This window comes from Achromobacter xylosoxidans (genome assembly GCF_002192695.1).
GTDB classification, from domain to species: Bacteria; Pseudomonadota; Gammaproteobacteria; order Burkholderiales; family Burkholderiaceae_B; genus Achromobacter; species Achromobacter xylosoxidans_C.
The window spans coordinates 265,918-292,082 of sequence record NZ_MTLG01000086.1; the positions used below are offsets into that span (position 1 = coordinate 265,918).

Annotated in this window: 26 protein-coding genes; 10 read left to right on the plus strand and 16 right to left on the minus strand. The window is 68.1% G+C overall.

The features are described from left to right. Positions 1 to 14: 14 nt before the first annotated feature. The 5 genes from BRO63_RS22900 to BRO63_RS22920 are packed head-to-tail and all read right to left on the minus strand — an operon-like array spanning position 15 to position 4,257. Positions 15 to 1,403 (minus strand): AtzE family amidohydrolase, encoded by a 1,389-nt coding sequence (locus BRO63_RS22900; RefSeq protein WP_088141999.1) that lies wholly within the window; start codon positions 1,401 to 1,403, stop codon positions 15 to 17. Next, on the minus strand, positions 1,400 to 1,582 hold the full coding sequence (locus BRO63_RS22905) for a DUF4089 domain-containing protein (RefSeq protein ID WP_088142000.1): 183 nt from the start codon (positions 1,580 to 1,582) through the stop codon (positions 1,400 to 1,402). Before BRO63_RS22905 ends, BRO63_RS22900 begins: the two co-directional genes overlap by 4 nt. 24 nt (positions 1,583 to 1,606) lie before the next feature. Further along, complete coding sequence (locus BRO63_RS22910; protein WP_088142001.1) at positions 1,607 to 2,428, minus strand: ABC transporter ATP-binding protein; 822 nt, start codon at positions 2,426 to 2,428, stop codon at positions 1,607 to 1,609. Next, positions 2,428 to 3,246, minus strand: a complete 819-nt coding sequence (locus BRO63_RS22915) for an ABC transporter permease (RefSeq protein ID WP_256943392.1) — start codon at positions 3,244 to 3,246, stop codon at positions 2,428 to 2,430. Before BRO63_RS22915 ends, BRO63_RS22910 begins: the two co-directional genes overlap by 1 nt. Positions 3,247 to 3,249: 3 nt before the next feature. Further along, complete coding sequence (locus BRO63_RS22920; protein ID WP_088142003.1) at positions 3,250 to 4,257, minus strand: ABC transporter substrate-binding protein; 1,008 nt, start codon at positions 4,255 to 4,257, stop codon at positions 3,250 to 3,252. A gap of 291 nt (positions 4,258 to 4,548) precedes the next feature. Here BRO63_RS22920 and BRO63_RS22925 point away from each other — a divergent pair, with 291 nt between their 5' ends. The 3 genes from BRO63_RS22925 (at position 4,549) to BRO63_RS22935 (ending at position 7,623) form a co-directional block, all read left to right on the plus strand. After that, positions 4,549 to 5,460, plus strand: a complete 912-nt coding sequence (locus BRO63_RS22925) for a LysR family transcriptional regulator (protein WP_059372806.1) — start codon at positions 4,549 to 4,551, stop codon at positions 5,458 to 5,460. A gap of 126 nt (positions 5,461 to 5,586) precedes the next feature. Next, positions 5,587 to 6,258, plus strand: a complete 672-nt coding sequence (locus tag BRO63_RS22930) for a DUF4286 family protein (protein ID WP_088142004.1) — start codon at positions 5,587 to 5,589, stop codon at positions 6,256 to 6,258. A 45-nt stretch (positions 6,259 to 6,303) separates the two neighbouring features. Then, positions 6,304 to 7,623 carry an MFS transporter gene (locus BRO63_RS22935; RefSeq protein WP_088142005.1) on the plus strand — a complete coding sequence of 440 codons (1,320 nt, stop codon included), beginning with the start codon at positions 6,304 to 6,306 and terminating at the stop codon, positions 7,621 to 7,623. Positions 7,624 to 7,681: 58 nt separating this feature from the next. Here BRO63_RS22935 and BRO63_RS22940 read toward each other — a convergent pair whose 3' ends face one another. The 4 genes from BRO63_RS22940 to BRO63_RS22955 all read right to left on the minus strand — a co-directional run bounded on the left by BRO63_RS22940 (position 7,682) and on the right by BRO63_RS22955 (position 11,562). Continuing rightward, the gene (locus BRO63_RS22940; protein ID WP_088142006.1) at positions 7,682 to 8,677 is read right to left on the minus strand and encodes an NAD(P)-dependent oxidoreductase; all 996 of its coding nucleotides are present in this window, start codon (positions 8,675 to 8,677) and stop codon (positions 7,682 to 7,684) included. Positions 8,678 to 8,687: 10 nt separating this feature from the next. Further along, complete coding sequence (locus BRO63_RS22945; protein WP_088142007.1) at positions 8,688 to 9,647, minus strand: Bug family tripartite tricarboxylate transporter substrate binding protein; 960 nt, start codon at positions 9,645 to 9,647, stop codon at positions 8,688 to 8,690. Between the two features lie 81 nt (positions 9,648 to 9,728). Continuing rightward, the gene (locus BRO63_RS22950; RefSeq protein WP_088142008.1) at positions 9,729 to 10,529 is read right to left on the minus strand and encodes a class II aldolase/adducin family protein; all 801 of its coding nucleotides are present in this window, start codon (positions 10,527 to 10,529) and stop codon (positions 9,729 to 9,731) included. A 106-nt stretch (positions 10,530 to 10,635) separates the two neighbouring features. Then, complete coding sequence (locus tag BRO63_RS22955) at positions 10,636 to 11,562, minus strand: LysR family transcriptional regulator (RefSeq protein ID WP_088142009.1); 927 nt, start codon at positions 11,560 to 11,562, stop codon at positions 10,636 to 10,638. A 219-nt stretch (positions 11,563 to 11,781) separates the two neighbouring features. On the opposite strand from BRO63_RS22955, the gene BRO63_RS22960 reads away from it, so the two are divergent. The 5 genes from BRO63_RS22960 to BRO63_RS22980 all read left to right on the plus strand — a co-directional run bounded on the left by BRO63_RS22960 (position 11,782) and on the right by BRO63_RS22980 (position 17,764). Next, a complete protein-coding gene (locus BRO63_RS22960; RefSeq protein WP_088142010.1) occupies positions 11,782 to 13,080 on the plus strand; it encodes an imelysin family protein in 1,299 nt (432 codons plus the stop codon). Continuing rightward, on the plus strand, positions 13,077 to 14,585 hold the full coding sequence (locus BRO63_RS22965; RefSeq protein WP_088142011.1) for a di-heme oxidoreductase family protein: 1,509 nt from the start codon (positions 13,077 to 13,079) through the stop codon (positions 14,583 to 14,585). Before BRO63_RS22960 ends, BRO63_RS22965 begins: the two co-directional genes overlap by 4 nt. Next, the gene (locus BRO63_RS22970; RefSeq protein WP_088142012.1) at positions 14,585 to 15,673 is read left to right on the plus strand and encodes an imelysin family protein; all 1,089 of its coding nucleotides are present in this window, start codon (positions 14,585 to 14,587) and stop codon (positions 15,671 to 15,673) included. Before BRO63_RS22965 ends, BRO63_RS22970 begins: the two co-directional genes overlap by 1 nt. Continuing rightward, positions 15,663 to 16,778 carry a DUF1513 domain-containing protein gene (locus BRO63_RS22975; RefSeq protein WP_088142013.1) on the plus strand — a complete coding sequence of 372 codons (1,116 nt, stop codon included), beginning with the start codon at positions 15,663 to 15,665 and terminating at the stop codon, positions 16,776 to 16,778. The genes BRO63_RS22970 and BRO63_RS22975 overlap by 11 nt, the downstream gene beginning before the upstream one ends. 152 nt (positions 16,779 to 16,930) lie before the next feature. Continuing rightward, positions 16,931 to 17,764 (plus strand): mechanosensitive ion channel family protein, encoded by an 834-nt coding sequence (locus BRO63_RS22980; protein ID WP_088142014.1) that lies wholly within the window; start codon positions 16,931 to 16,933, stop codon positions 17,762 to 17,764. 73 nt (positions 17,765 to 17,837) lie between these two features. Here the strand turns inward: BRO63_RS22980 and BRO63_RS22985 are convergent, their stop codons facing one another. Beyond that, positions 17,838 to 18,599, minus strand: coding sequence for an IclR family transcriptional regulator (locus BRO63_RS22985; RefSeq protein ID WP_088142015.1), 762 nt, complete (start codon positions 18,597 to 18,599; stop codon positions 17,838 to 17,840). 159 nt (positions 18,600 to 18,758) lie between these two features. Between BRO63_RS22985 and BRO63_RS22990 the strand changes: the two genes are divergently transcribed. After that, positions 18,759 to 19,748 carry a Bug family tripartite tricarboxylate transporter substrate binding protein gene (locus tag BRO63_RS22990; protein ID WP_088142016.1) on the plus strand — a complete coding sequence of 330 codons (990 nt, stop codon included), beginning with the start codon at positions 18,759 to 18,761 and terminating at the stop codon, positions 19,746 to 19,748. A gap of 67 nt (positions 19,749 to 19,815) precedes the next feature. Here BRO63_RS22990 and BRO63_RS22995 read toward each other — a convergent pair whose 3' ends face one another. Continuing rightward, on the minus strand, positions 19,816 to 20,607 hold the full coding sequence (locus BRO63_RS22995; protein WP_088142017.1) for an RNA methyltransferase: 792 nt from the start codon (positions 20,605 to 20,607) through the stop codon (positions 19,816 to 19,818). Positions 20,608 to 20,737: 130 nt separating this feature from the next. On the opposite strand from BRO63_RS22995, the gene BRO63_RS23000 reads away from it, so the two are divergent. Next, positions 20,738 to 21,523: an inositol monophosphatase family protein gene (locus BRO63_RS23000; RefSeq protein WP_054453195.1), complete on the plus strand. Its 786-nt coding sequence runs from the start codon at positions 20,738 to 20,740 to the stop codon at positions 21,521 to 21,523. Positions 21,524 to 21,591: 68 nt separating this feature from the next. Here BRO63_RS23000 and BRO63_RS23005 read toward each other — a convergent pair whose 3' ends face one another. The 5 genes from BRO63_RS23005 to BRO63_RS23025 are packed head-to-tail and all read right to left on the minus strand — an operon-like array spanning position 21,592 to position 26,092. Then, on the minus strand, positions 21,592 to 22,590 hold the full coding sequence (locus tag BRO63_RS23005; RefSeq protein ID WP_088142018.1) for an FAD:protein FMN transferase: 999 nt from the start codon (positions 22,588 to 22,590) through the stop codon (positions 21,592 to 21,594). Between the two features lie 25 nt (positions 22,591 to 22,615). Beyond that, positions 22,616 to 23,116, minus strand: coding sequence for a nitrous oxide reductase accessory protein NosL (locus BRO63_RS23010; protein WP_088142019.1), 501 nt, complete (start codon positions 23,114 to 23,116; stop codon positions 22,616 to 22,618). Then, positions 23,113 to 23,943: an ABC transporter permease gene (locus BRO63_RS23015; RefSeq protein WP_088142020.1), complete on the minus strand. Its 831-nt coding sequence runs from the start codon at positions 23,941 to 23,943 to the stop codon at positions 23,113 to 23,115. Before BRO63_RS23015 ends, BRO63_RS23010 begins: the two co-directional genes overlap by 4 nt. Next, a complete protein-coding gene (locus BRO63_RS23020) occupies positions 23,940 to 24,842 on the minus strand; it encodes an ABC transporter ATP-binding protein (RefSeq protein WP_088142021.1) in 903 nt (300 codons plus the stop codon). Before BRO63_RS23020 ends, BRO63_RS23015 begins: the two co-directional genes overlap by 4 nt. Beyond that, positions 24,839 to 26,092, minus strand: coding sequence for a nitrous oxide reductase family maturation protein NosD (locus tag BRO63_RS23025; RefSeq protein WP_306425685.1), 1,254 nt, complete (start codon positions 26,090 to 26,092; stop codon positions 24,839 to 24,841). Before BRO63_RS23025 ends, BRO63_RS23020 begins: the two co-directional genes overlap by 4 nt. Positions 26,093 to 26,165: the final 73 nt, after the last annotated feature.

Here is a 26,165-nt window from a genome sequence, read left to right on the forward strand (position 1 = left end):
CTCGGATCGGTGGTTCAAAGAGGGCGGGCGCGGGCAATGCCGGCCTGTTGCAGCGCCTGCGCCGCGCGCAGGCAATCGGCTTCGCGCCAGGGCGCGCCGATCAGCTGCACGCCCAGCGGCAGGTGGTCGTCCTGTCCGGCTTCGGGCCAGAGCGGCGCGGCGCAGACCGGCAGGCCGATGCATGACAGCGGCTGCGTCAGGATGCCCATGCTGGCGCGCGCCGGCAGCCGCTGGCCGGCCAGCGTCAGCCAGTCCGAGCCGATGGGCGTGGCCGGCACCGGCGTGGCGGGAGCGATCAGCACGTCGTAGTGCTCGAACAGCGCCAGCGCTTCGCGATAGACGCGATGGCGGATGCGCTGCGCCTGCTGCGCCCAGGCCGCGGGCACGAGGCTGCCTGCGACCAGCCGGTCGCGCGACAGCGGTTCGTAATAGTCGTAGTGCGTGACGAGCCTGCGGCGATGCAGGGCGCCGCCTTCCGCCGCCGTGATGACGAAGGCCGCCGCGCGCGCCTGGGCCGCGCCTTGCAGTTCGACCACGGCCGTGGCGTCCAGCGCGCGCGCCGCGATCTCGACGGCGCGGCGGGCCTGCGGTCCGGCCCATTCGGAAAAGTAGCCGCCCAGTACCGCCACCCGCAGTCCGCGCATGCCGCTGGCCAGCGCCGCCAGCGCGGGGTCGGCCGGGCGTTCGGCGCAGGCCACGTCGTCGGCGTCGGCGCCCTGCAGCGCGTCGTAGGCGATGGCCAGGTCGCTGGCGCTGGCCGTGAACGGCCCCAGGTGGTCGAGGCTGCCGACGAACGGAAACGAGCCGGCGCGCGACAAGCGGCCGAAGGTGGGCTTCAGGCCGAACACGCCGCACAGCGAGGCGGGCACGCGGATCGAGCCGTTGGTGTCCGAGCCCAGCGTCAGCGGCACCAGGCCGCCCGCGACCGCGGCGGCGCTGCCGCCGGACGAGCCGCCGGCGATGCGGGTGGTGTCGTGCGGGTTGCGGCAGGCGCCGTAGTGGCTGTTTTCCGTGGTGAAGCCATAAGCGTGCTCGTCCATGTTCAGCGCGCCGATCAGCACCGCGCCGGCCTCGCGCATGCGTTCGACCAGCCTGGCGTCGCGCCGCGCGGGCGGGTTGGAGGCGTTGACCCGCGCGCCGGCCAGGGTGACTTGGTCGGTGATGTCGAACAGGTTTTTGACCGCATAGGGCACGCCCGCCAGCGGCGGCAGCGCCTCGCCGCGGGCGCGGCGCGCGTCGATGGCCGCCGCTTCCTGCCGCGCCCGGCTTTCGGTGACGGCAGTGAAGCAGTTGTAGCCCGGGTCGCGCTCGCGCACACGAGCCAGCGTGGCGTCCAGCACGGCCATGGCGCTGCGTTCGCCGGCGCGGACCTGGCGCGCAATGTCCTGCGCGGGGCCGCTCACGGGCGGAACACCGCGGCCGATTCCAGCTCCACGGCCAGCGGCTCGTCGACGAAGCCGGCCGCGATGTCCTGGATGCGCGCGAACTGTTGCGTCACGTCGGCCACCGCCTGCTCGCGCAGGGCATAGCCGGCCAGCGCCAGTGCGCTGCGCACATATTGGTCGATGGTTTCCTGGGTCATGGCGGACTCTCCGGTACGGGGGATTTACTTGCGCACTTCGCGCTGGAAGATTTCCAGGCTGAGTTTCTTCATCTGGATGAAGCTGGGTTCGGACAGCGTCGCCACCGTGCGGGGACGCGCGTCGCGGTAATCCAGGATCTCCGCGACCCGGGTGGGCCGCTTGGTCAGCAGCAGCACCTGGTCCGCCAGGTACACGGCTTCCTCCAGGTCGTGCGACACCAGCAGCATGGTGGTGCCGGTCTGCATGAAGACCTCCTGCAGCTTTTCGCGGATGAACAGCGTCATCTCGAAGTCCAGCGCGGAGAAGGGTTCGTCCAGGAACAGCACCTCGGGTCCGGGCGCCAGCGCGCGCATGATCGAGGCGGTCTGCTGCTGGCCGCCGGACAGTTCGTAGGGATAGCGGTTCAGGTCGAACTTGACGTCGAACGAGGCCACCAGTTCTTCGACCCGCGCATCCACCTCGGCCTTGCCGCGGCCTTCCAGGCGCAGCGGATAGGCGATGTTGTCGATGGTGCGCAGCCACGGGAACATCGCTTCGCGGTAGTTCTGGAAGACGTAGCCGATCTTGGTCTGCGCCAGCGATTTGCCGTCGAACAGGATCTCGCCCGAGTCGATGGGAATCAGGCCGGCGATCATGTTGATCAACGTGGACTTGCCGCAGCCGTTGGGACCGAATACCGAGACGATCTTGCCCTTGGGGATGTCGAGGTTGAAGTCCTCGTATAGCGGCCAGCCGGCGAAGTACTTGGTCAGCCCGCGTATGGTGATGTGTGTGCCCAGCGGACCGGGCTCGAACGGGGCGGCGGCGGGGCCGGGGGCGATGATGGGATTGAGGACGGTGGACATCAGCGGCCGCTCCAGTGGACCACGCGCTTTTCCAGCACGAGAAATAGAATGTTCAGCACATAGCCCAGCGCGCCGGCGGCGAGGATGGCCGCATACATGTCGCGCACGTTCAGCACCTGCTGCGCGTTGATGATGCGATTGCCCAGGCCGCTGTCGGAGCCGATGAACATCTCGGCCACGATCACGATGACCAGCGCCATCGACACGCCGCTGCGCAGGCCCACGAAGGTGGATTGCAGGCTTTCCCAGATCAGCACGTCCTTGAAGATGCGCCAGCGCGACGCGCCCATCACGCGCGCCGCCATGACGCGCTGCTTGCGGGCGTTGATGACGCCGTAGGCGCTGTTGAACAGGATCACCAGCACCGCCGCGAAGGCCGCGATGGCGATCTTGTTCATGTCGGTGACGCCGAAGATCATCAGGAACAGCGGGATCAGCGCGGACGAGGGCGTGGAACGGAAGAAGTCCACCAGGAACTCAACGCTGCGATAGGCTTTCTCGTTGCTTCCCAGCAGCACGCCCAGCGGCACGCCGATCACGCCGGCGATGGCAAAGGCCTGCAGCGTGCGGTTCAGGGACGCCAGGAAGTCCGCCAGCAGCGGGCCGCCCGCCATGCCCCGGGCCAGCGCCGCGATCGCCGCGCTGGGCGTGGGCAGCAGCACGGGGCTGACCAGTTGCAGGCGCACCACCAGGTCCCATATCACGAAAAGCGCCAGCGGGCCGATCAGCGGCAGCAGGCGGGTCTTGTCGAATTTTCGCGCGGGCCGCGTCGCGCTGGCGGCGGCCGCGGCCACGCTTGTTGCAGTGGTTGCGGTCATGGTTCAGCCCTTGTAGAGCATGGTCGAGACGTCGACCTTCTGGGCGAACACGCCCTTGTCGGCGAACAGGTCGAAGAACTTCTGGAAGTACTGGATGTCGCCGGGCGTGAACTCGTTGTAGAGCGTGTAGGCGGCCAGCGGCACTTCCTCGGTCATCGGCCCTTCGATGGCGGTGTAGCCCTTCAGGTAGGGGCGCGCTTCTTCCGGCTTGCTGCGGATCAGCTCGATGCCGCGGGCATAGGCGGCAATGAATTTCCTGCTTTCCTCGGGGTGCTTTTTCAGGAAGGCGGTGGTCAGCGACGCAGACCCGCCGAACCATGGCGCCATCGGATCGCCCAATACGTACTTGGCGATGACGCCGGACTCCAGCACGCGGGTGGTGCCGTTCAGCCTGCCTACCGTGCCCGTGGGCTCCAGTGTGTAGCAGGCGTCCAACTGGCCGGCGGCGACCGCGGCGACGTGCTGGCTGATCGCCAGCTCGACCACGGTCGCCCCGGTTGCGCCGGCGCGCTCCAGCACTGCTTTGGCCAGCGTGGCGTTCTGGATGCCGGGTCCAGATCCGACCTTTTTCCCCTTGAGGTCTGCGATGGATTTGATGGGACTGTCTTTCGCGACGATGAACTCGTCCAGCACATGCTTGGCGTTGCTGGGATTGGACGCAAAAATCTTGAACAGGCCGGGCGAGGCGATCTCGCCGATGGCCAGGTTGGCCGAGCCGGTGCCGTTGGCGCTGCCGTCCGCGCGGCCGGCCAGCATGGCTTCCATGACCTGCTGCGCGCCTGCGAATTTCAGGGGCTCGACGTTCAGGCCGGCCTCCTTGAAGTAGCCTTTTTCCAGCGCCGCATAGAACGGCAGGCCGGCCGCCACGGGCCAGAAGCCGATGCGGATGACGGGCCCCGATTGCGCTCGCGCCAGCGCCGGCGCGGCCAGCGTCGCGGCGCCCAGCGCGGCGCCCTGGATCAGGCGGCGGCGGGTGGCGTTGAAGGCATGGGGCGCGTTGCGGTAGATCATGGAGAACTCCTGGTGTGCGAGGGTAGTGGCGCTTGTGGACAAGCTGGCATACCAGGCATCAAGCAAAAGCCGTGCCAACGTCCGCGCTTTCGGTCCGCGCCCTGTGCGCGGATCGGACCAGCCTCGCGCTGGTGCCGCGCCTGAACCACTTTGGTGCACGGCGCACCATGAAAGGGGACATAACCCGCCTCGCGCCGCGCCCGGCGTTATGGCGGTAGCATGTGGGCGGACCGGAGCAAGGCGTTCCGGGGTTCTGGATCCTTGCGCGACGCCTTGCCGCGTCGTACCGAGATGAATACGCGTTTTGTCGAAGCCTTTTTGTGGTCGGCGCGCCTGGGCAGTTTCCGGGCGGCGAGCGACCGTCTGCACATCACCCAGGCCGCCGTGGCCAACCGCATCGCCTCGCTCGAAGAGGACATAGGCGCGCGCCTGTTCGAGCGCGACGCCAAGGAACTCAGGCTGACCGCCACCGGCACCCGGCTGCTGGACTATGGCGAACGGCTGCTGGAGATCCGCCAGCAGATACTGTCGTTGGGCAAGGGCGGGGACGAGGTCTTCGGCCTGGTGCGCATCGGCGCCATCGAGACCGTGGTGCATACCTGGCTGATCGGCTTCCTGACCAATCTGCGCTCCACCTACCCGGGCATCGAGGTCCAGCTCACGTCCGAAACTACGCGCGCGCTGCACCGCGGCCTGCGCGAAGGCGCGCTGGACATCGCGCTGCAGACGGACCTGTTGAACGACAGCGGCATCATCAGCAACGCCTGCCTGCCCATGGAGATGGGCTGGGTCGGGCCGGCCGGCGACGAGGAAGCGCTGAGCGCGCAGCAACTGCTGAGCGAACCGGTGCTGACCATGAGCCCGGGATCGCAGCCGCATGAAGCGCTCAAGGCCCTGTACCGCGAAGTCGGCATGCCGCAAGGCAAGGTGCATTGCGTCAGCTCGATCTCGGCGCTGGCGCGGCTGGTGCGCAGCGGTTTCGGCCGGGCGCTGGTGCCGCTGCCGCCCATCTACGAGTACGTGGCGCGCGGCGAGGTGCAGATCATCCGCTGCGACATCCCGGTGCCGCCGCAGCTGCTGGTGGTGAGCTATCTGGAAAGCGCCGGGTCGGACGCGATCCGGCTAGTGGCCGAACTCGCCAGCCGCGCTTCCGACCAGTTCACGTCCTCGGTCGCTGCGCCGCGATTGGGTTCGGCGCAATAGTGTTATCCCTAGGGCGTCTTTCAGTAATTTTATTGCCGCGCAGAAGAATTACTCGTTTGTCCGCGGCCAGCCGGCCGGCTGAAGATGGAGCCTTCCGCAATCGAAGGAATTTCCTGTCTTCCGCCCATGAGCACGCACACCGAATCCTCCCTCCCGCCCCACGGCCTGCTGTTCGTCGCCACTGACGCCGACCCGGTCCACGAGGCCGATTTCAACCGCTGGTACGACCGCGAGCACGTGGAAGAGCGCGTACGCATCCCCGGCTTCTTGTCGGGCGCGCGCTATCTGTCGCGGGAAGGCGGCCGCAAGTATCTGGGCCTGTACCGCACCGAATCGCTGGCGGCGTTCACCACGGCCGACTACCGGGCCGCGTTCGAGCGCCAGACCGCGTGGTCGGTGACCAATCTGGACCGGATGCGCAATCCGATGCGCCGCGTCTGCGCCGTGCGCGCCGTGACCGGGTTCGGTTCCGGCAGCGAACTCGTGGTCTTGCCGCTGGCGGCGGCGAATGACAGTGAAGCGCTGGCGGCCCGGGCGCAGGCGCTAGGCGCGGAACTGGCGCAGGCGGACGGCTTTGTGCAGTCCTACCTGCTGGCGCCGGATGCGGCGCTCAGCACGCCGCTGCCGCGCGAATCCAACGAGAATCGCGTGCTGGCGCCGCTGTTCGTGGTTGAGGCGAGTTCCGCCGCGGCCGCGCGCGCGCTGCGCGACCAGGCTTGCCGTGCCTTCGATGCCGACCCGGCCAGCGCCTGGCTGCTGCAACTGGGCTGGAAGCTGACGGCTGCCGACCTGGGCTGAGCCCGCCGCGGCTCGTCATTACACATCCAATTCAAGGGGAATCCCATGGCTGAAGAAACGCTGTACGGCGCCGCGGCCGTCAAGACCGCGGCCGCGCCCAACAAGATGCGCAGGCTGGCCCTGGCCAGTTCGGTCGGCACCACGCTGGAGTGGTACGACTTCACCATCTACAACCTGATGGCGGCGCTGGTTTTCAATTCCATCTTCTTTCCGTCCTTCGACCCGCTGACGGGCACCATCCTGGCCTTCTCCACCTATGCCGTGGGCTATGTGTCGCGGCCGCTGGGCGGCTTCGTCTTCGGCCATCTGGGCGACCGGCTGGGGCGCAAGTTCGTCCTGGTCGCCACCCTGGTCATCATGGGCGTGTCCACCGGCCTGATGGGGCTGTTGCCGACCTACGCGTCGTGGGGCGTGTGGGCGCCGGTGGCGCTGGTGGCCTTGCGCTTCGTGCAGGGCGTGGCCCTGGGCGGCGAATGGGCCGGCGCGGTGCTGCTGTCGATGGAACACGGCAAGCCCGACCAGCGCGGGCGCAACGCCTCCTTCACGCAGATCGGCCCGTCCTGCGGCACGCTGATAGGCACGGGCTTCATCGCCGTGGTCTCGGCCTTCCTGAGCCCCGAGGACTTCCAGGCCTGGGGCTGGCGCGTACCCTTCGTCTCCAGCGTGGCGCTGGTGCTGTTCGGTCTGTGGCTACGCCGCGGCGTGGAGGAAACACCCGTGTTCCTGGAAATGGAACAGAAGCGCGAAACCGCCGCCACGCCCATCAAGGAAGTGCTGGGCCAGTACTGGCGGCAGCTGCTGATCGCGGGCGGCTCGCGCATCGGCTCCGACGTGCTCTACGCGCTGGTGGTCGTGTTCACCCTGACCTACGTGACGACGGTGCTGCACCTGTCGCGGCCGATGGCCCTGACCGCCACCATGCTGGGCGCCGCCCTGAACGCGATTGCGGTGCCGCTGTGCGGACATTTGTCCGACAGGATCGGCCGCCGTCCGGTGTACCTGGCGGGAGCCGTGCTGGGCATGATCTGGGCCTTCGTCTTCTTCGTGCTGATGGACACTGCGCATCCCATCGCCATCTGCGCGGCGGTCGTGGTGGGCCTGCTGATCCACGCGCTGATGTACGGCCCGCAGGCCGCCTTCGTCACCGAGCAGTTCCCGGGCCGGGTACGCTATGCCGGTTCTTCCCTGGCCTACACGCTGGCCGGCATCGTTGGCGGCGGGTTCGCGCCGCTGATCATCGCCAGCCTGTTCAAGTCCTGGAACTCGACCTTCGCGATCTCGCTGTATGTGGCGGCGGCGCTGGTGGTGACGGCGGTGGCCGTGCTGGCCGCAAGGGAAACGGCCAAGGCCCCGTTGCAGCGCTGAGTCGCGGCAGGGCCACGCATCGCCGCTCGGGCCTGGCGCCGGGCGGCGATGCGCCGTTTCAGGCGATGCTGCGATGGGCCAGCGGCTCGCCCGCCAGCCAGCGCATGAGGTTGTCGACGAACAGGGCGCGCACGCGCGCGGCGTTGCCGTCCGAGAACCCTGCGCTATGAGGCGTGACGATGACGTTGGGCAGGTCCCAGAGGGCGGAATCCGGCGGCAGCGGTTCATGCTGGAACACGTCCAGGAAGGCGCCGCCCAGACGGCCGGCGGCCAGCGCCGCGATCAATTCGGCTTCGTCGATGACGTGGCCGCGGGCTACGTTGACCACCATCGCATGGGCGGGCAGCGCGGCGAGCGCGTCGCGGCCGATCAGGTTGCGCGTGGCGGACGTGAGCGGGCAGGCCAGCACCAGCCAGTCGGCAGCGGGCAGCAGGGACGGCAGCGCGCCGTAACCCACGCTGTGGCGGGCCTGCGGCACGGGCGCGCCGCTATGGCGCGCGACCGATACATCCAGTCCGAGCGCGCCCAGCAGCGCGCCGATGCGCTGGCCGATGCCGCCCCATCCCACCACCACGGCATGCTGGCCGGCCAGATCCCTGGGCGTGCGCGCATCCAGCAGCGGACGCCAGGCGCGGTCGCGCTGGTCGGCGGCCAGCAGCGGCAGGCGGCGCGCCAGCGCCAGCACGCCGGCGATGGCGCTCTGCGCGACCACGGGGTCGCTGGCGCCTTGCGATGTCGTCACCGCCACGCCGCGCGCATGCAGGCTTTGGTAGATCTCGCGGTCGGCCCCGGCCGAGTGCACGTGCACCCAGCGCAGCGCCGGCGCGTCCCGCATGGCCTCGTAGTACAGCGCGGTCGACGGCTGGATCTCGAACTTGGTCGAATGGCCCGTGATGTCGCGCGAGACGAAGGCGGCCTCGGCCATCGTGGGCCGGCCCGCCACGGGATGGACCAGCGCATAGCGTCCCGCGGCCGCGCTGCGTTCCAGCGCCAGGCGCAGCGGCGCGGCTTCGGCGGGCGAGCACAGGATGCGGATGCCGGAATCTTGCGTCATGGTGGCGGGGTCAATGGGCTTCGGGGGCAAACTTGCGCACCAGCAACGCCCACTTGTCATGTTCGCGCTTGATGAAGTCGCCGAATTGCGCGGGCGTGCCGCCTACCGGTTCGGCGCCTTCGCGCAGCATCTGTTCATTGAGCCCCGGCAATGCGGCGTTGACCTCGCGGTTGACGACGTCGACCACCTGCTGCGGCGTGCCCTTGGGCGCGAAGAAGCCAAACCAGGAGCCGGCGTCAAAGCCCGGGTAGCCGGATTCCGCGATGGTGGGCAGTTCGGGCAGGGTGGCGGAACGCTGCTTGGTGCTGACCGCCAGCGCGCGCAGCTTGCCGGAGCGGATGTGTCCGATCACGGAAGGGATGGTGGCGAACATGAAGTCGATGCGCCCGGCCAGCAGGTCGTTGACCGCGTCCGCGCCCTTGTAGGGCACATGCGTGGCGTTGACGCCGAGTTCGTCCATCAGCATGTAGCTCGACAGGTGCGAAGACGTGCCCACGCCCGTGGAACTGTAGTTGAGCTGGCTTGCGGTCTTGACGTACTTCAGGAAGCCCTGGAGGTCCCTGGCGGGGGAAGCCGGCGGCACCACCAGCACATTGGGTACGGTGGCGATCTGCACCATGGGCACCAGATCGGTCAGCGGGCTGTAGGGCAGCTTGTTCAGCGAGGGGTTGACGGCGATGGGGCCCACGGAGTTGACGATGAGGGTATGGCCGTCGGCCAGGGCGCGCACGACATATTCCGTGCCGATGTTGCCGCCCGCGCCCGGCTTGTTCTCGACCACGAAAGGCTGGCCCAGCTTCTGCGTCAGCGTGTTGGTGACGCTGCGGGTAAGGGTATCGGTGGTGCCGCCGGGCGAGAACGCCACGATGACTTTCACCGGCCGGTCGGGATAGTCCGCGGCGGCGGGCGGCGCCAGCGTACAGGCGCCAGCCAGCGCTGTGCAGGCGAGCAGGGCTCGTGCAGTGTTCATGATGTCTCCTCGCGTGGGCGTAGTGGTGTTTTCGATGGCGCCGTGCCGCCACGCCGGCCGGCGCCTGCTGAAACGAAAAACTCAGTCGCGGTAGCTCGGGTCCAGCCGGTCCAGCTTGCGCAGCAGGGCGGGCCACTCCATCACTCCATAGGGCCGGCGCGTGCCGGGCTGATAGTTGTTCCAGGTTTCCTGCAGCACCGGCGCGGCCACCCCTTGCAGCGGCGAGCCCGTCGCCATGGCCGCCAGCTGCGAGCGGCAGGCCAGTTCCAGGCGGTGCATCCAATTGAAGGCTTCGCCCACGCTGCGGCCCACGGTCAGGGCGCCGTGGTTGCGCAGGATGAGGGCTTCGCCCTGGCCCAGGTCGGCCAGCAGCGAAGCCTGTTCCTCGAGGCCGAGCACCACGCCCTGGTAGTCGTGATAGCCGATCTTCAGGAAGCGCATGGCGGTCTGGGTCAGCGGCAGCAGTCCGCATTCCAGGGAAGACACGGCCATCGACGCCCAACTGTGGGTATGGATCACGCAGTCCACTTCATGGCGGTGGGCGTGCACGGCGCTGTGGATGACGTAGCCGGCCTTGTTGATGCCGTAGTCCAGCTCGCCGAAATCGGGGCGGGCCAGGATGGTGCCGTCCAGATCCACCTTGATGAGGCTGGACGCCGTGATTTCCTCGTACATCATGCCGTAGGGGTTGATCAGGAAGGCATTGTCCTCGCCCGGCACGCGCGCCGAGATGTGATTGGCCATCATGTCGGCCATGCCGTAGATCTCGACCAGGCGGTAGCAGGCCGCCAGGTCGACGCGGGCGTTCCATTCCGCCTCGGAGCAATGCGGACGCATGGACGCAATGCGCAGGCGTCCCCGGCCTTGGGTGTCTGTGGTCATCGAATTTCGTGCAGATCCATCGCCGCGGCAACATGCCGCAGCATCCTGGCTGGCAATTTATCCGCGGGACCGGGCAGGGCCTAGGCATGCCCCCGGCATGGGGGCATCACGAATCGAGAAGGGTTGCGCCGGGCCAGCCGCCGTTGCGCACCAGGGCGCGCATCACGTCCAGCAGCACGACCCTTGCGGCCAATGCCGCGGGCGACAGTTCCTCGTCATTGATGCAATAGACCAGGTTGCGGCGGAACAGGAAGGGGTCGTCGATCGGATGCATGCTCAGCAGCCCCGATTCCACCCGGGCCACGGCCGCGCCGGGCTGGATGGTGGCCAGCGCGTTGGCCTGCACCAGATCCATCAAGGTGGTCAGCCCGTCGACCTCGACGCCGATCCAGGGTTCGACGCCGGCCCGTTCGAAAGCGGCCTCGACCCAGGCGCGCAGGCCGTGGGCCTTGCTGGTCACGGCCTGCGGCAGGCTGCCCAACTGCGCCATGGTGATGGGCGCGCCGTCGGGCAGCGCGACCATGCCGCGCCGCGCCAGCAGGAACAGCCGCTCGTCCAGCACCGGGATGGCGCTGCGGCCCTGGCTGCTGTCGTTCTGGAACAGCACGGCCAGGTCGAGCCGGCGTCCCATGAGCAGCTCGCCCAGGTTGCCGGACAGGCCCTCGACCAGATGCAGGCGCACGTTCGGATAGCGCTCGGCCATGGCCGCGTAGAAGGGCCTGGCCAGCACGGATGCCGTGGTGGGCGCGAAGCCGACGCTGACCATGCCGGAAAGCCGTGCCTCGCGCGCCGCCGCCACCGCGTTTTCCGCGTGCCGCAAGGTCAGCTGCGCCTGCCGCAGGAATGCCGTGCCCGCCGGCGTGGGCACCACGCCGGTAGGCGTGCGCACCAGCAGCCGCGTGGCCAGTTCGCTTTCCAAGCGGCTGATCTGCTGGCTGAGCGCCGAGGCGACCACCTCCAGCTCGCGCGCGGCGCGGCCGATGCTGCCCAGTTCGGCGACGCGGACGAAATAGCGGAGTTGGCGGAGTTCCATGGCGCAGGAAGGGAGGGCGGTAAGGGATAGTAGTCGCAGCGGCGCGCGCATGCGGCCTTGCCGCCTCGGGGAAAACAGGGCTGGTGGTTCAAAGAAATGTCAGGTATCTGACTTTATTCTGAATGCCAAACGAAAATTGTTTACACTCTCATCCTCAAAATTCGAGTATGAGCGGGCCGCCGTGGGGGCGGGTGCCGTTCCTGTTACGGGAGAGTATCGATGCGCAAGTTGCTGTTGGGAGCGGTGTTGGCCGCTGCGGTGTTCGGGGGGACGGCCCAGGCCGCGGTCGAGCCCAAGGCCGTGGTCGCGACGTACTCGGATCTGGCGCTGGCCGGCTACGAAGACTCGCTCGCCTCCGCCAAGACCCTGCGCGCCGCCATCGACGCCCTGATCGCCAAGCCCAGCGCCGAAACGCTGAAGGCCGCGCGCGAAGCCTGGCTGGCGGCCCGCGTGCCTTACCAGCAGACCGAAGCGTACCGCTTCGGCAACCCCATCGTCGACGATTGGGAAGGCCGCGTGAACGCCTGGCCGCTGGATGAAGGCCTGATCGACTACGTGGACGCTTCCTACGGCACCGAGAACGACGAGAACGCCTACTACGCGGTCAACGTCATCGCCAATTCCAAGATCTCGGTGGGCGGCAAGACCGTCGACGTCAGCAAGATCACGCCCCAACTGCTGTCCGAAGTGCTGCACGAAGCCGACGGCAACGAAGCCAACGTGGCCACGGGCTACCACGCCATCGAATTCCTGCTGTGGGGCCAGGACCTGAACGGCACCGGCCCTGCGCCGGCCGACCGCAAGGGCACGCCGCAGGAACGCCACGCCGGCAACCGTCCGCACACCGACTTCGATCCCAAGCAGTGCACGGGCGGCCATTGCGAGCGCCGCGTCCAGTTCCTGAAGGCCGTGACCGATCTGCTGGTGACGGACCTGGAAGAAATGGTCGGCAACTGGAAGAAGGACGGCGCCGCGCGCAAGGCGGTCGAGGAAGATCCGAAGGCTGGCCTGATCGCCATGCTGACCGGGCTGGGCAGCCTGTCCTATGGCGAGCTGGCCGGCGAACGCATGAAGCTGGGCCTGATGCTGCATGATCCCGAGGAAGAGCACGATTGCTTCTCGGACAACACGCACAATTCGCACTACTACGACCAGATCGGCATCCGCAACGTCTACCTGGGCAGCTACACCCGCATCGACGGCAAGACCGTCCAGGGCGCGAGCCTGTCGGAACTGGTGAAGGCGCGCGATCCCAAGCTGGACGCCGAAGTGCGCGCCAAGCTGGACGCCACCGTGGCCGCCATGCAGGCGATGAAGGCGCGCGCCGAAACGGTCGAAACCTACGACCAGATGATTTCGGACGGCAACAAGGAAGGCAATGCCGTGGTGCAGGCCGCCATCGACCGCCTGGTCGACCAGACCCGCAGCCTGGAACGCGTGATTGCCCTGCTGGACCTGGGCAAGGTTGCCATCGAAGGTTCCGACAGCCTGGACAAACCTGACGCCGTATTCAAGTGAAACTCGTTTTAGCCGCCGTACTGGCGGCGTCGGCCCATGCCGGCGCCGCCGCCGCTCCAACCGGGCGTGACGACCTCACGCCCGAAGACCTGAAGCGCGTGACCGCCATCACCGCGCCGACGCGCGACTTCTCGAAGGTCGAGACCTTCGAGACCATGCAGGCAGGAGCCGCCACCACCAACAAGCTCATCAACGCCGACATTTTTTCGCAGCCCTCGGCCAACATGAGCTTCGAGGGACGCCAGGAATTCCAGGTCGGCAACGGCCTGTTCCGCAAGGACTGGGTCTCGGCGCCGGCCTCCACTCAAGCCTCGGATGGCCTGGGACCGCTGTTCAATGCGCGTTCCTGCCAGGCCTGTCATACCAAGGACGGACGCGGCACGGTGCCGGGTTTCGATCCCCTGGAACGCACCGACGCGGTGGCGCTGCTGCTGCGCCTGGCCGTGCCGCAAGGGCCGGACCGTGGACATCCCAGGCTGGCCGCGGGCGAGATCGCGGCCTTGCCCGAGCCCATCTACGGCGTGCAGCTGCAGAACTTCGCGGTGGCGGGCCTGCCCGCCGAAGGCCGCATGGAGATCGAGTACCAGCCGGTCCCGGTCGCGCTCAACGGCGGTGAAACCGTCACGCTGATGAAGCCCGCCTACCGCATCGAGAACCTGGGCTACGGCCCGATGCGCGCGGACACGCAGATCTCGCCGCGCCTGGCGCCGCCCATGATAGGCCTGGGCCTGCTGGAATCCATCCACGAAGCCGACATTCTGGCCAACGTGGGCGCGGACAAGCGCGATGGCATTGTCGGCAAGGCCAACTGGGTCACCGACGCGCGCACCGGCGCGCGCGTGCTGGGCCGCTTCAACCTGAAGGCCGGGCAACCCACGGTCGAGCAGCAGAGCGCCGCGGCGTTCTCCAACGACATGGGGCTGTCCACGCCTCTGTTCCCCAAGCATTCCGGCGACTGCACGCCTGCGCAGAAGCAGTGCCTGGACATGCCGCACGGCGCGCAGCCGCGCTTCGGCCCCGAAGAAGTGCCGGCCAAGCTGATGGACTTCGTCACCATCTATTCCACCAACCTTGCCGTGCCACAGCGGCGCGACGCCGACGATGCGCGCGTGCTGGCCGGCAAGAAGCTGTTCTACGAAGCCAATTGCGTGGCCTGCCACGTGCCCAAGTACGTCACCAGCCGCAATGCCAAGCAGCCCGAGCACCGCTTCCAGCTGATCTGGCCCTACACCGACATGCTGGTGCACGACATGGGCGACGATCTGGCCGACGGCGTGTCCGACGGCGAAGCCAACGGCCGCGAATGGCGCACGCCGCCGCTGTGGGGCATAGGCCTGACCAAGACCGTGAACCCCAACGCCACCTGGCTGCACGACGGGCGCGCGCGCACCTTGCTGGAGGCCGTGCTGTGGCATGGCGGACAGGCCAAGCCCGCGCGCGACCGCGTGGTGGCGATGACGCCGGAAGAACGCGCCGATCTCATCCGTTTCCTGGAGTCGCTGTAATGGCCGGATTTGCCCGAAAAGTGTTCAAGCGCGTAGCGGCGGCAGCGTTGGCCGTGGCAGCCCCCGCAGCCGCGCTCGCGGCGCCGCCCGCCGACCTGGGCGAGCGCCTGGCGCGCGATTACGCCCGTCCCGCCGTGGCCAGGATGGTGGACGCGGCGTCGGCGCTGGACGGGGCGCTGGGCCGCTGGTGCGCCCGGCCGGACGCAGCCGACGCCGCGCGCGTCAAAGAGGCTTTCGAGAACCTGGCCCTGGCCTGGTCCGGCATCGAGTTCCTGCGCTTCGGCCCGCTGGTGCAGGCCAACCGCTACGAGCGCCTGGCCTTCTGGCCCGATACGCGCGGCGTCATGCCCAAGCAGGTGCAGGCGCTGATCGCCGCTCAGGACGGCGACTTGCTCGTGCCCGGCGCCCTGGCGGGACGCAGCGTGGCCGTGCAGGGCCTGCCCGCGTTGGAATACGTGTTGTACGGCGAGCCGGCCTTGCTGCGGCGGGATGGCGGGCAGGTCGGCACCTACGCCTGCGATTACGCCCGGGCGGTGGTCGCCAACGTCAGGCAGATCACGCGCGATGTCGCCCAGGCCTGGAGCGCCGAAGGCGATTTCGGCCGGCAGTTTGCGCAACCCAAGGCGGGCAATGACCTGTATCGCGATCAGCAGGAAATCGCGGCCGAGGCCATGAAGTCCCTATCCACCGGGCTGCAGTTCGCGCGCGACGTGAAGATCCTGCCCGTGCTGGGCGACACGCCCGAAGCGGCGCGGCCCAAGCGCGCCGCATTCTGGCGCAGCCAGTTGTCCACGCGCCTGCTGGCGGCCAACCTGGAAGGGCTGCAAGCCTTCTACCAGGCGGGCGCCTATGCGCTGCCCAAGGGCGACGCCTGGATGCCCGAGTCGGTGCGCGGCGAACTGGCGAGCGCGGCGCGCGCGCTGTTGGACGTGCCGCAGCCGCTGGAGCAGGCGCTGGCGCAGGAAGACGGACGCCGGCAGCTGACCCTGGCGGCGTTGACCCTGAAGAACGCCAAGGCCATCGTCGACGAGAATCTGGCGCCGGCCCTGGGCGTCACGATCGGATTCAATGCGCTCGATGGCGATTGACCGGCGCCGCTTCCTGTCGCTTGCCGCCGCGCTGGGCCTGGCGCCCGCAGCCGCGCTGGCGATGGCTCCCAAGGACGGCGAGGTCCTGTACCTGAGCGCGCGCAAGCGCGGCGGACGCGACGAAACCGCCTTGCTGGACGCGGCCGGGCACGACCGGCTGGTGGTGCCCATGCCCGCGCGCGGACACAGCTTCGCCATCGATGCCGCGGGCGAGCGCGCGGTCGTCTTCGGCCGTCAGCCGGGCTTCTTCGCGCTGGCGTTTTCGCTGCGCGGGGGCGAGCCCCAGGCCTTGCCCATGCACGAAGAGCGCCATTTCTTCGGCCATGGCGCCTATGTGGACGGCGGGCGGCTGCTGGCCGCCACCGAGAACGATTTTGAAGCGGGCCGGGGCGTGCTGGGGTTGTACGACGCCTCGCCCGGCGGCGCGTACCGCCGCATCGGCGAATTCGACAGCGGCGGCATCGGCCCGCACGAGGTCGTGCTGATGCCCGACGGCAAGACGCTGTGCGTCGCCAACGGCGGCATCCTGACGCATCCCGACTACGGCAAGCTGGAACTCAACCTGGACACGATGCGGCCCTCGCTGGCCTACATCGACGCGGCCAGCGGCGAGCTGCTGGAGAAAGTGGAGCTGGAGCCCGCTTTGCACCGTCTGTCCATCCGCCACCTGGCGCTGGCCGCCGATGGCTGCGTCTGGTTCGGCTGCCAGTACATGGGGCCGGCCGCCGACCGGCCGGCGCTGGTGGGGCGGCACAGGCGCGGCGCGCAACTGGAGCTGTTCGAAGGGCCGGCGCAGGCGCTGCGCCAGATGCGCAACTATGTCGGCTCGGTGGCGGTGGATGCCGCGGGCGCCGTGGTCGCCACGTCCAGTCCGGTGGGCGGGCAGGTGATCTACTGGGATGCGGCCAGCGGCCGTTGCCTGGGCACGACCGAACTGGCCGACGGCTGCGGCGTGGCGCCGCAGGCCGACGGGGGCTTCCTGCTGAGCAGCGGCCTGGGAGCGATGCTGCGCACCGACGCCTCGGGCAAGGAACAGCCCGTGCTCGCGCCGTCGCGGGAGGTGTCCTGGGACAATCATTTCCGCAAGGTCCCGGCGCGGGCCTGATCCCGCGTGCTTACAAAGCTTGACACAACGGGGCCGCGTTGCGGCCCTTATCGCAAGCGCCATCTGATAAAGTTTTCGGCTGCTTTTTTCAGGCCGCAAGGCGCCCGTTGCCGGGGCGCGCTGGCGGCCTCAACTTTTCCGCAGGAGTATCCATGGAAGAAGCCTTGAAAGAATTTAACGCCTGGGCTCCCAAGCTGGTGGACCTGGGCCTCAACCTGGCGGTTGCGCTGCTGATCCTCATCATCGGCTGGTGGGTGTCGTCGCTGCTGGGCAGCTGGGTCCGCCGCGCCGCGACGCGCTCCAAGAAGATCGACCCCACCATCGTGCCCATGTTCTACAGCACGGTGGTCTGGACGGTGCGCATCTTCACCGTGATCGCGGTGCTGGCGCGCTTCGGGGTGCAGACGGCCAGCCTGATCGCGGTGCTGGGCGCCGCCGGCCTGGCCGTGGGCCTGGCCTTGCAAGGCACGCTGCAGAACATCGCCGCTGGCATCATGCTGCTGATCCTGCGCCCGATACGCGCGGGCGAATACGTGGCGCTGAGCACTGGCGTGGACGGCACGGTGGAAGAGGTCGGCCTCTTTCTGACGCGCCTGATCCAGGTCGACGGTATCCACCTGACCCTGCCCAACAGCACGGTGTGGAACGCCACCATCACCAACTACAGCCGCAACAAGACGCGCCGCCTGGATATCCCGGTGCCGGTGCGCTATGGCGACAACCTGGAAGTGGTGGTGGCCAAGCTGCGCGCCATCGTCGACGCGCGTTCGGAAACGCTGAAGGATCCCGAGCCGCTGGTGAAGGTGGTCGACTACAAGGAAAACGGCGTGGTCGTGAACGTGCGCGTGTGGACCGAGTCGGCCAAGTACTGGGACCTGCGCTGGGGCCTGTACCAGGACATCCGCAAGTCGCTGGAAGACGCGGGCTTCCAGCCGCCGATCCCCATGCGCGAGATCCAGAACGCCAAGCCGGGAGCCGCGGCCTGAAGCCGGCTGGTCTTCGCTGGAATGACAAAGGGCGCCCGCTGGGCGCCCTTATTTTTGCCGGCTGCGGCAGACCTCAGGCCTGCATCGACAGGCGCGCCAGCTCGTTCTTGATCCAACCGGCGATTTCGCGCTGGCGCTGGGCCGGCATGCGGTCGATGATGGCCGTGACGCTGACCGCCAGGATCGGCGCGCCCTGCGCATCCAGCAGCGCGCAGCCCACGCCGAGCGCGCCGCGCACCGCGTGGTTGCCCACCACCGAATAGCCGCGGGCGCGGGTGTTCTCGATCAGGCGGTACATTTCCTGCGGCGTCATGCCGCCGTACTCGTCCAGCCGGCCCGAGTTGCGTTCGACGATGCTGCGCGCAACATCGTCGGGCAGGGCGGCCAGCAAGGCCATGCCGCCCGATCCCACGCCCAGCGGCTGGCGCTTGCCGGCGTAGGTGGCCAGGATCTGCACCGGATAGCTGCCGATCTCGCGATGCAGGCTGATGGAGTCGTCTTCTTCGCGCACTACCAGGAATACCGCGTCGCCGGTGCGGTCGGCCAGACGCCGCAGCACGGGCAGCAGCTGGCGCACGCGCGGATCGCGCGAGCGCGTGTCCGGGTCCACCGCGAGCTGGGCGCGGTATTTCTTGGTGCCGGTCACGGCCAGCACCAGCCCGGCGTCCAGCAGGGCGGCCAGCAGTCGATAGATGGTGGGACGCTGTATGCCCGTGAGGCGGGCGATATCGGTCACGCTCAGGCCATCGGGGCCCTGGTCCCGCAGGGCGGCCAGGACGGCCAAGCCGCGCCGCAATGTGCGTGGACCCGCGGCCCCAGCGTCGCTATCTTGCATGAAAATCTCTGAAAACTCGGGTTATTACGGAATATTCAAGGGAAAACCACTGTCCGTACTGTGGACTCTACCTTGATGCAGTGCATGTGTATAGCTCAGAATGCTGCATCGAACAATTCAAATCGTCCATTCAATGGACAGTACCTGCACGGAGACTCTATGACTACAGGTCAAAAGCCTGGACTGCGGCGCATCGCCGCGACCCTTCTGGCTACCGCCGCAAGCGCATTTGCAATGGGTTCGGCCCAGGCCGCCTACCCCGACAAGCCCGTCCGTATCGTGGTCGGTTTTTCCGCCGGCGGCACCACTGACGTGATCGCCCGCATCATGGCCAAGGAACTGACCGAAAGCCTCGGCCAGTCCTTCGTGGTCGAGAACAAGCCCGGCGCCGGCAGCAATATCGCCACCGACCAGGTAAAGCGCGCAGACTCCGACGGCTACACGCTGCTGTTCGTGGCCGTGACCAGCGCCATCAACCAGACGCTGTACAAGAACGTCAATTTCGACCTGACCAAGGATTTCACGCCGGTGGCGCTGGGCGCCAAGGTGCCGAACATCCTGGTGGTGAACCCGGCCGTGCCCGTGAAGTCGGTGCAGGAATTGGTGGACTACGCCAAGAAGAATCCCGGCAAGCTGGCATTCGCCTCTTCCGGCAGCGGCACGTCCATCCACATGGCGGGCGAGCTCTTCAAGATGCAGACCGGCATCGACGTGCTGCACGTGCCCTACAAGGGCAGCGCGCCTGCCGTGACCGACCTGATCGGCGGCCAGGTGCAGTTCATGTTCGACAACATGCCGTCGGCCTGGCCGCACGTGCAATCGGGCAAGTTGCGCGCCCTGGCCGTGACCACGACGGAACGCTCCAAGAGCGCGCCTGACGTGCCGACCATGAAGGAATCCGGTTTCGCCAACTTCGACGTGTCTTCGTGGTTTGGCCTGATCGCGCCCGCCGGCACGCCGCCGGACGTCGTGAACAAGCTCAACGCGGCCATGGTCAAGGCGCTGGACAAGCCCGAAGTGCAGCTCAGCTTCGAGAAGCTGGGCGCAGTGGGCGTGAAGACGACGCCGGCCGAATTCGGCCAGTTCATCAAGTCGGAAGTGGAAGGCTGGGCCCCGGTGGTCAAGGCCTCGGGCGCCAAGGTGGACTGATTTTCGATTTCCGGGCGGCGAGCCGCCCGGCAAACCTTGCTGGGGGACAGGCGTAAAGCCTGCTCCCCTATTTTTTTGTGTCGCCGTTGCGGCGCGCCGTGGCCAGCATGGCGGTGCAGACCCCGCGCATCATGTCCACCTCGTCGCGGCTCAGCGCCAGGCGCGAGTACAGGTGCCGCATGCGCGGCATCAGCTTCTTGGGGTGGGCAGGATCCAGGAACTGCACGCCGACCAGCGCCTCTTCCCAGTGCGCGAGGAAGGCCTGCACGGCTTCGCTGGAAGCCGGCGCGGCGCCGCGCGGCGTCTCTTGCGCGGTGGACGCGGGCAACAGCGCCGCGCCCTGGTCCACCAGCAGCGCGTAGCGCAGCTCCCAGGCGGCCAATTGCAGGGCCTGGGCCACGTTCAGCGAGCTGTACTCGGGGTTGGCCGGAATGTGGCAGATGCGCTGGCACAACGCGATCTGGGCGTTGGTGAGCCCGGCGCGTTCGGTGCCCAGCACCACGGCCGCGACGCCCTCGGCCGTCTCGCCCAGATGGCCGCGGGCGAGTTCGGCCGCCTGGCGGATGTCGCAGGGCGGGGGGCCCAGGTCGCGCACCCGCGCGGTCAGCGCGAACGCCATGGTGACCGGGGCCAGCGCTTCTTCCAGGGACCCGTAGATGCGGGCATTTTCCAGTACGTCCAGCGCGCCGCTGGCGAGCGCCACGGCCTCCGGCTGGCTTGTTACATCTGGAAATTTAGGCTCGACCAGGACCAGTTCGGAGAAGCCCATCGTCTTGATGGCGCGGGCCGCCGAACCCACGTTTCCGGGGTGGCTGGGGTTCACCATAACGAAGCGAACACGTGAAAATGCTTGAGTCATTTAAAATGGCACGTTTGGCTTAGTGCCTTCCTGGTTTTTTGGGTCGATTTCCCCCTGTCGGGGAACGGCGGACCGGGGGGCGGCAAGCGGCCTATCATCAAGCCAACTCATCGCATTCGTACGGAATTTTATGCACCCGATGCTCAACATCGCCATCAAGGCGGCCCGGCGTGCCGGCACCATTATCAACCGTGCCAGCATGGATTTGGAACGACTCAGCGTGGCTCGCAAGGGGCCGCGGGATTATGTCACGGAAGTCGATCGCGCCGCCGAGGAGTCGATCGTCGAGACGCTGCGCGCGGCTTACCCGGACCACGCCGTCCTGGGCGAGGAATTCGGCCTGCAAGGCCCCGACCAGGCCGAATTCCAGTGGATCATCGATCCCCTGGACGGCACCACCAACTTCATCCACGGCCTGCCCAACTACGCCGTGTCGATCGCGCTGACGCAGCGCGGCCAGGTCACGCAGGCGGTCATCTATGACCCGACCCGCAATGAACTGTTCACGGCCAGCCGTGGCAGCGGCACCTTCCTGAACGACCGCCGCGTGCGCGTCTCGGGCCGCACCCGCTACCACGAGGCCCTGCTGGGCGCGCACTGGCCCAACTCCGGCGATCCGGAACAAGGCTCCGCGCGTTTCCGCCAGATGGCCGAAGGCAGCACCGGCGTGCGCCGCCTGGGCTCCACCGTGCTGGACCTGGCCTACGTGGCCTGCGGCCGCCTGGACGGCTTCTGCGGCGTGGGCCTGAAGGCCTGGGACCTGGCGGCAGGCAGCCTGATGGTGCTGGAAGCCGGCGGCCTGGTCGCTGACTTCGACGGCGAGCAAGGCTGGATGGACAGCGGCAACGTGCTGGCCGCCAGCCCCAAGATCTTCACGCAGATGCTGTCGTCGCTGAATCCGCCGTCGGCGGCTTGAGGCGGAACGCTTCCGCCAGAATGAAATAAACCGGCCAATGGCCGGTTTTTTCATGCGCGGGCGCAGGCTTAGCCGGCCTGACCGTGCAATACCAATCGCCCATCCGCCATCACAAACCACGCCTGCAGCCCCAACTCCCGCACCACCGCCTGCGCCGCCTCCAGCGGCATGTGCGAGAAAGCCGTGGACAGCGCATCGGCCATGGTGGCGGACGGCGCCATGACGGACACGCTCAGGTACCGCGGCCGCGCGAGTCCGGTGCGGGGATTGAACAGATGCGTGTACCGGCCCGCAGGGTCGATGGCGGTGCCATAGCCGCCGGAAGTCGCCAGGGCCTGGTTCGTCATGCTGGCGCTTGCCAGCAGGCGCGCCGGGTCGCGCGGATCGGCGATGCCGACCTTCCACGCTTGCGGCGCCGCGCTGCTGTCCAGCCCCTGTATCTCGCCCATGTCCACCAGCGCCCGCGCCAGCCCGGCGCGCCTGAGCAGGTCGGTGACGCGGTCGGTGATGTAGCCCTGGGCGATGCCGTTGAGCGTGATGCCCATGCCGGGACGCAGCAGTTCGATGCGGCTGCCGTCCAGCTTCACGTCGGCATGGGACACGCGCGACAGCGCCTGCGCGATGGCCTGGGGCGGCGGACCGTCAGCGGCGGCGCCCGGCTGCGAGAAGTGTTCGGCATACAGCTGCCACAAGGGCTGTACGGTGGGGTCGAACATGCCCGAGGTCAGTTCGCTGTAGCGCCGGCTTTCGCTCAAGAGCCGCAGCAGGTCGGCCGGCGGATGGTCCAGGAAGCCCTGGCGGTTCAGGACCGACAGCGCGCTGTCGTCGCGGTACAGGCTGAAGATGGCTTCCAGCCGCCGCAGTTCCTGCAAGGACTGCGCGATCAGGCGCTGGGCCGTGCCGGTGTCGGGATGGTAGAGGCGCAGCTCGGCGTCGGCCCCCAGCGCCGTGCCTTGCCAGGTGGTGGGTGCAATCGAGGCGGCGGCGCGGCGCGCGGCGACGGGAGCGAGCGCGAGCGCGCTGGCTGCGGCGGCGATGCCGATGAAACGGCGGCGGGTAGGGTTCATGGCGATAGGCCTGTAGAGGCGCGGGCTATTGGGCGAAGACATAGCTTTCCGGCACATCGGCAAAGGTGACGACGCGGCCGCCGTGGGTGTCGGCGAAAGCCTGCGCAGGGTCGCGGCGGGAGAAGGGGATGGCGTCTTCGGCGCCCATGCCGCCGATGTAGCGGCCTTCGATGACGTAGTACGCCTGCCGCGCGTCGATCCAGGCCGACGGGTCCGGCGCGCCGCCCGCGCCCGCGGTGGACATGTCGTTGACGTAGATGGCGCTGATGCCCTTGGGTTCTTCGGGCAGCAGGGTGTAGGCGAACACCTGCTTGATCGAGGAGAACCACACCGGCGTGGCCTGTCCCTTGAGGAATATCTGCCCCTTGGGGCCGTTGTGTTCGCTCAGCGCCATGCCGCAGTAATGGCCGACGGACTCCGTCGTCACGGCCTGCGGCGGGGGCGCGGTTTCTGGCGCGGCGCCGCTGCCGCAGCCCGCGGCCAGCAGCACGATGGAGGCGGCCAGCATGAGTCGCAGGGATTTCATAGCGGTTTGTTCCTGAAAGCCGCGGTCGCCAGCAGGAACGGCACGGCGATCCACAGCAGCAGCGCCGCGATCAGCGCGGCGAGCGGCAGGCTGGCCTGGTCGCTCACGCCGGCCATGCCGGCATACAGCGAAATGTTCTCGAAGCCCGTCAGGTTGAGCAGGCGGTACACGTCGGACGGGTTGAGCAGCAGCAGCGCGTTGAGCAGGCCGGGGCTGACGTGGCGGCCCTGGTCGGCCGCCAGCACGCCCAGCAGCGCCATGTCGTAGATCACCACGAAGAACAGCCAGACGCCGACCGCGATGCCGGCGGCGGTGGCGCGTTCGCGCACCAGGGAGCTGATCAGGTAGCCCATGGCGAGAAAGCTGGCGCCCAACAGCACGCTGGCGCCGATCAAGAGGGCGAACGGCTGCCAGGCGCTGGCGTCCAGGCCGCCATAGGCCCATTGCAGCGCCAGCCCTGCGGAACCGTAGCCCGCGCCCGTGGCCAGCGCCAGGATGGCCAGGTGGCCGATGAACTTGCCGATCAGCACCTGGCCGCGCGACACCGGGTAGCTGAGCAGCAGCGCCATGGTGCCCCGGTCGACCTCGCCGACCACGGCGTCATAGGCCAGCAGCATGGCGATGAGCGGCACCAGGAAGATCGACAGGCTGGACAGGCTGACCACCGTGACGGTCAGCGGCTCGGCCTTGACCGTGCCTGTGGGCGAGCTCCCCAAGAGGCCCAGCGCCAGCGCCAGGGCGGCCAGCAGCAGGGCGGTCGCCAGCACCCAGCGGTTGCGCAGGCCGTCGCGGATTTCCTTGCCGATGATGGTGCATACCGCGTTCATACGTCTTCCCGTTCAAGCAGATGTGCGTAGATGTCGTCCAGGCCCGGGACCTGGATGTCGAGGTCGGCGATGGCCGCGGACAGCGCGCCGATGCCGCGGATCGCCTCCACCTTGCCGCTCTCGGGGCAGGTCAGCTCGTAGCGCCCGGCGTCGATGCGGCGCCAGTCGCCGCCCGGCGGCTGCGCGCTGGCTTCGGCCAAGGTCAGGCGGATGCGGATGGGCAGGCCGGTGGAGCGCCGCAGCGCCGACATGGCGCCGTCGGCGATCTTTTTTCCGGCCTTCATCACGACGATGCGGTCCGCGTGGCCGGCCAGCTCGGACAGGGCGTGCGTGCTCAGCAGTATCGTGGCGCCGGCCGCGCGCAGTTCATGCACGATGTCGTAGAACATCAGGCGCGAGGCGGGGTCCAGGCCGGTGGTGGGCTCGTCGAACAGCAGCACGCGGGGCTGGCCCAGCAGCGCCTGGGCCAGCGCCAGGCGCTGCCGCATGCCCTTGGAGTAGCCGCCCACGCGGCGGCGCGCGGCGCCGGCGATGCCGACCTTTTCCAGCAGCGCGGCGTTGCCCGACAGCGGCTGGCGCTTGAGCCTGGCGTAGAACGCCAGGGTTTCCTCGCCGGTCATCGACGGATGCAGCGCCACGGTTTCGGGCAGGTAGCCGATGCGGCCGCGCAGGCGTGCCGCGGCCGGGCTATGGGCATCCTGGCCGAAGATCGCGACGCGGCCGCGGGTGGGGCGTATCAGGCCCAGGATGAGCTTGATCATCGTGCTCTTGCCGGCGCCGTTGTGTCCGGCGAGCGCGACGCATTCGCCTTCGCGCAGCTGCAGGTCCAGGCCGTCGATGGCCCGGTGCGCGCCGTAGTGCTTGCTGGCGCCGGTCAGCGCCACCAGGTCGGTGCTCATGGTGATTCCTTGGTGCTTGCGGTGGGCGGGGGCTGCATGAGCGGGGCGCTGTCGATCACGCCGCCGGGCAGGATGGCGGGAAACTGCGACTGCGCCCAGCGCACGATGGAAATCGACGGGCTGTTCAGCAGGATGCGGGCCGCCGGCGCGCGCCACAGCAGCTGGTCGACCACGTCGTTGGGCCGGTAGGCGGTATCGGCGATGCCGTCGCCGTCCAGGTCGAAGGCGGTGTTGTCGCTCCAGTAGTTGCCGCGTCCGTCCACCGACCAATCCAGCGTCCGCGTGCCCACGTACTTCACCTGGTTGCGGTTGTTGATGAAGGCGTTGCCGGAGATCTGGTTGCCTTCGGACCCGGCGGTGAAATGCACCCCGATGTCGCAGTTGGAAAAGTGGTTGTCCAGGAAAGTGTTGCGGTTGGCGTTATAGATGAACACGCATTTCCCGGCGCGGTCCACGGTGTTGTTGGCGATCGTGGAATGGTTGGCGTAATTCAGCATCAGGCCCTGCTCATGGCTATCCAGCGCGACGTTGTCGCGCACCACCAGCCGGTGCGAGTACATGATGGCGTAGGCGATGTCGGTGCCGGTCGAAACGTTGCCGCTGATCTCGCTGTCGTTGGTGTACATGTAGTGCACCGCATAGCGCAGGTCATGGAAGCGGTTGCCGCTGAACGTGTTGAGCTTGCTGGTGTTGACGAAGATGCCGTCGCGGCCGGCGGATATGTCGTTGTCCAGCACGCGCGTGCCAGGGGTGTTCCAGAGCGTCACGCCGTTGCCTCTCTCGGCCACGCGCAGCTCCTTGTTGCCCACGATGCGGTTGCCGCGGACCGTGGCGTCCGCCGGCCCCCAGACGTGCACGCCGACCAGGTTGTCCAGCACGTCGTTGCGTTCCACCAGCGCGCGGTGCGCCTCGCGGTCCAGGAAGATGCCGGCGTCCATGTCGGACAGGCTCAGGCCGGAGCGCGTGACGGTCAGGTTGCGCAGCGACACGTCCGCCGCCGTGACCCAGACCGTGCGCCCCTGGCGCGTGCCGACGATGATGGCTGAACGGTCCTGTGGGCCTTCCAGTGTGAGCGGCTTGTCGATGACGATGCCGCCGGCGTAGGAGCCGGACGCCAGCCGCAGCACGTCGCCGGCGGCGGCAGAGGCGACTGCCGCCGCCAGGTCCGCGCCCGTTTTTTTTTTCGACACGACGTACAGCGACGGGCGGACTTCGCGCAGCACATCCAACTTGAGCGGTGGCTTGGACACGAGGTATAGCGACGGCACCACCTCCCGGAGCACGTCCAACCTGAGCGGCGGCTATGACACGACTTACAGCGAT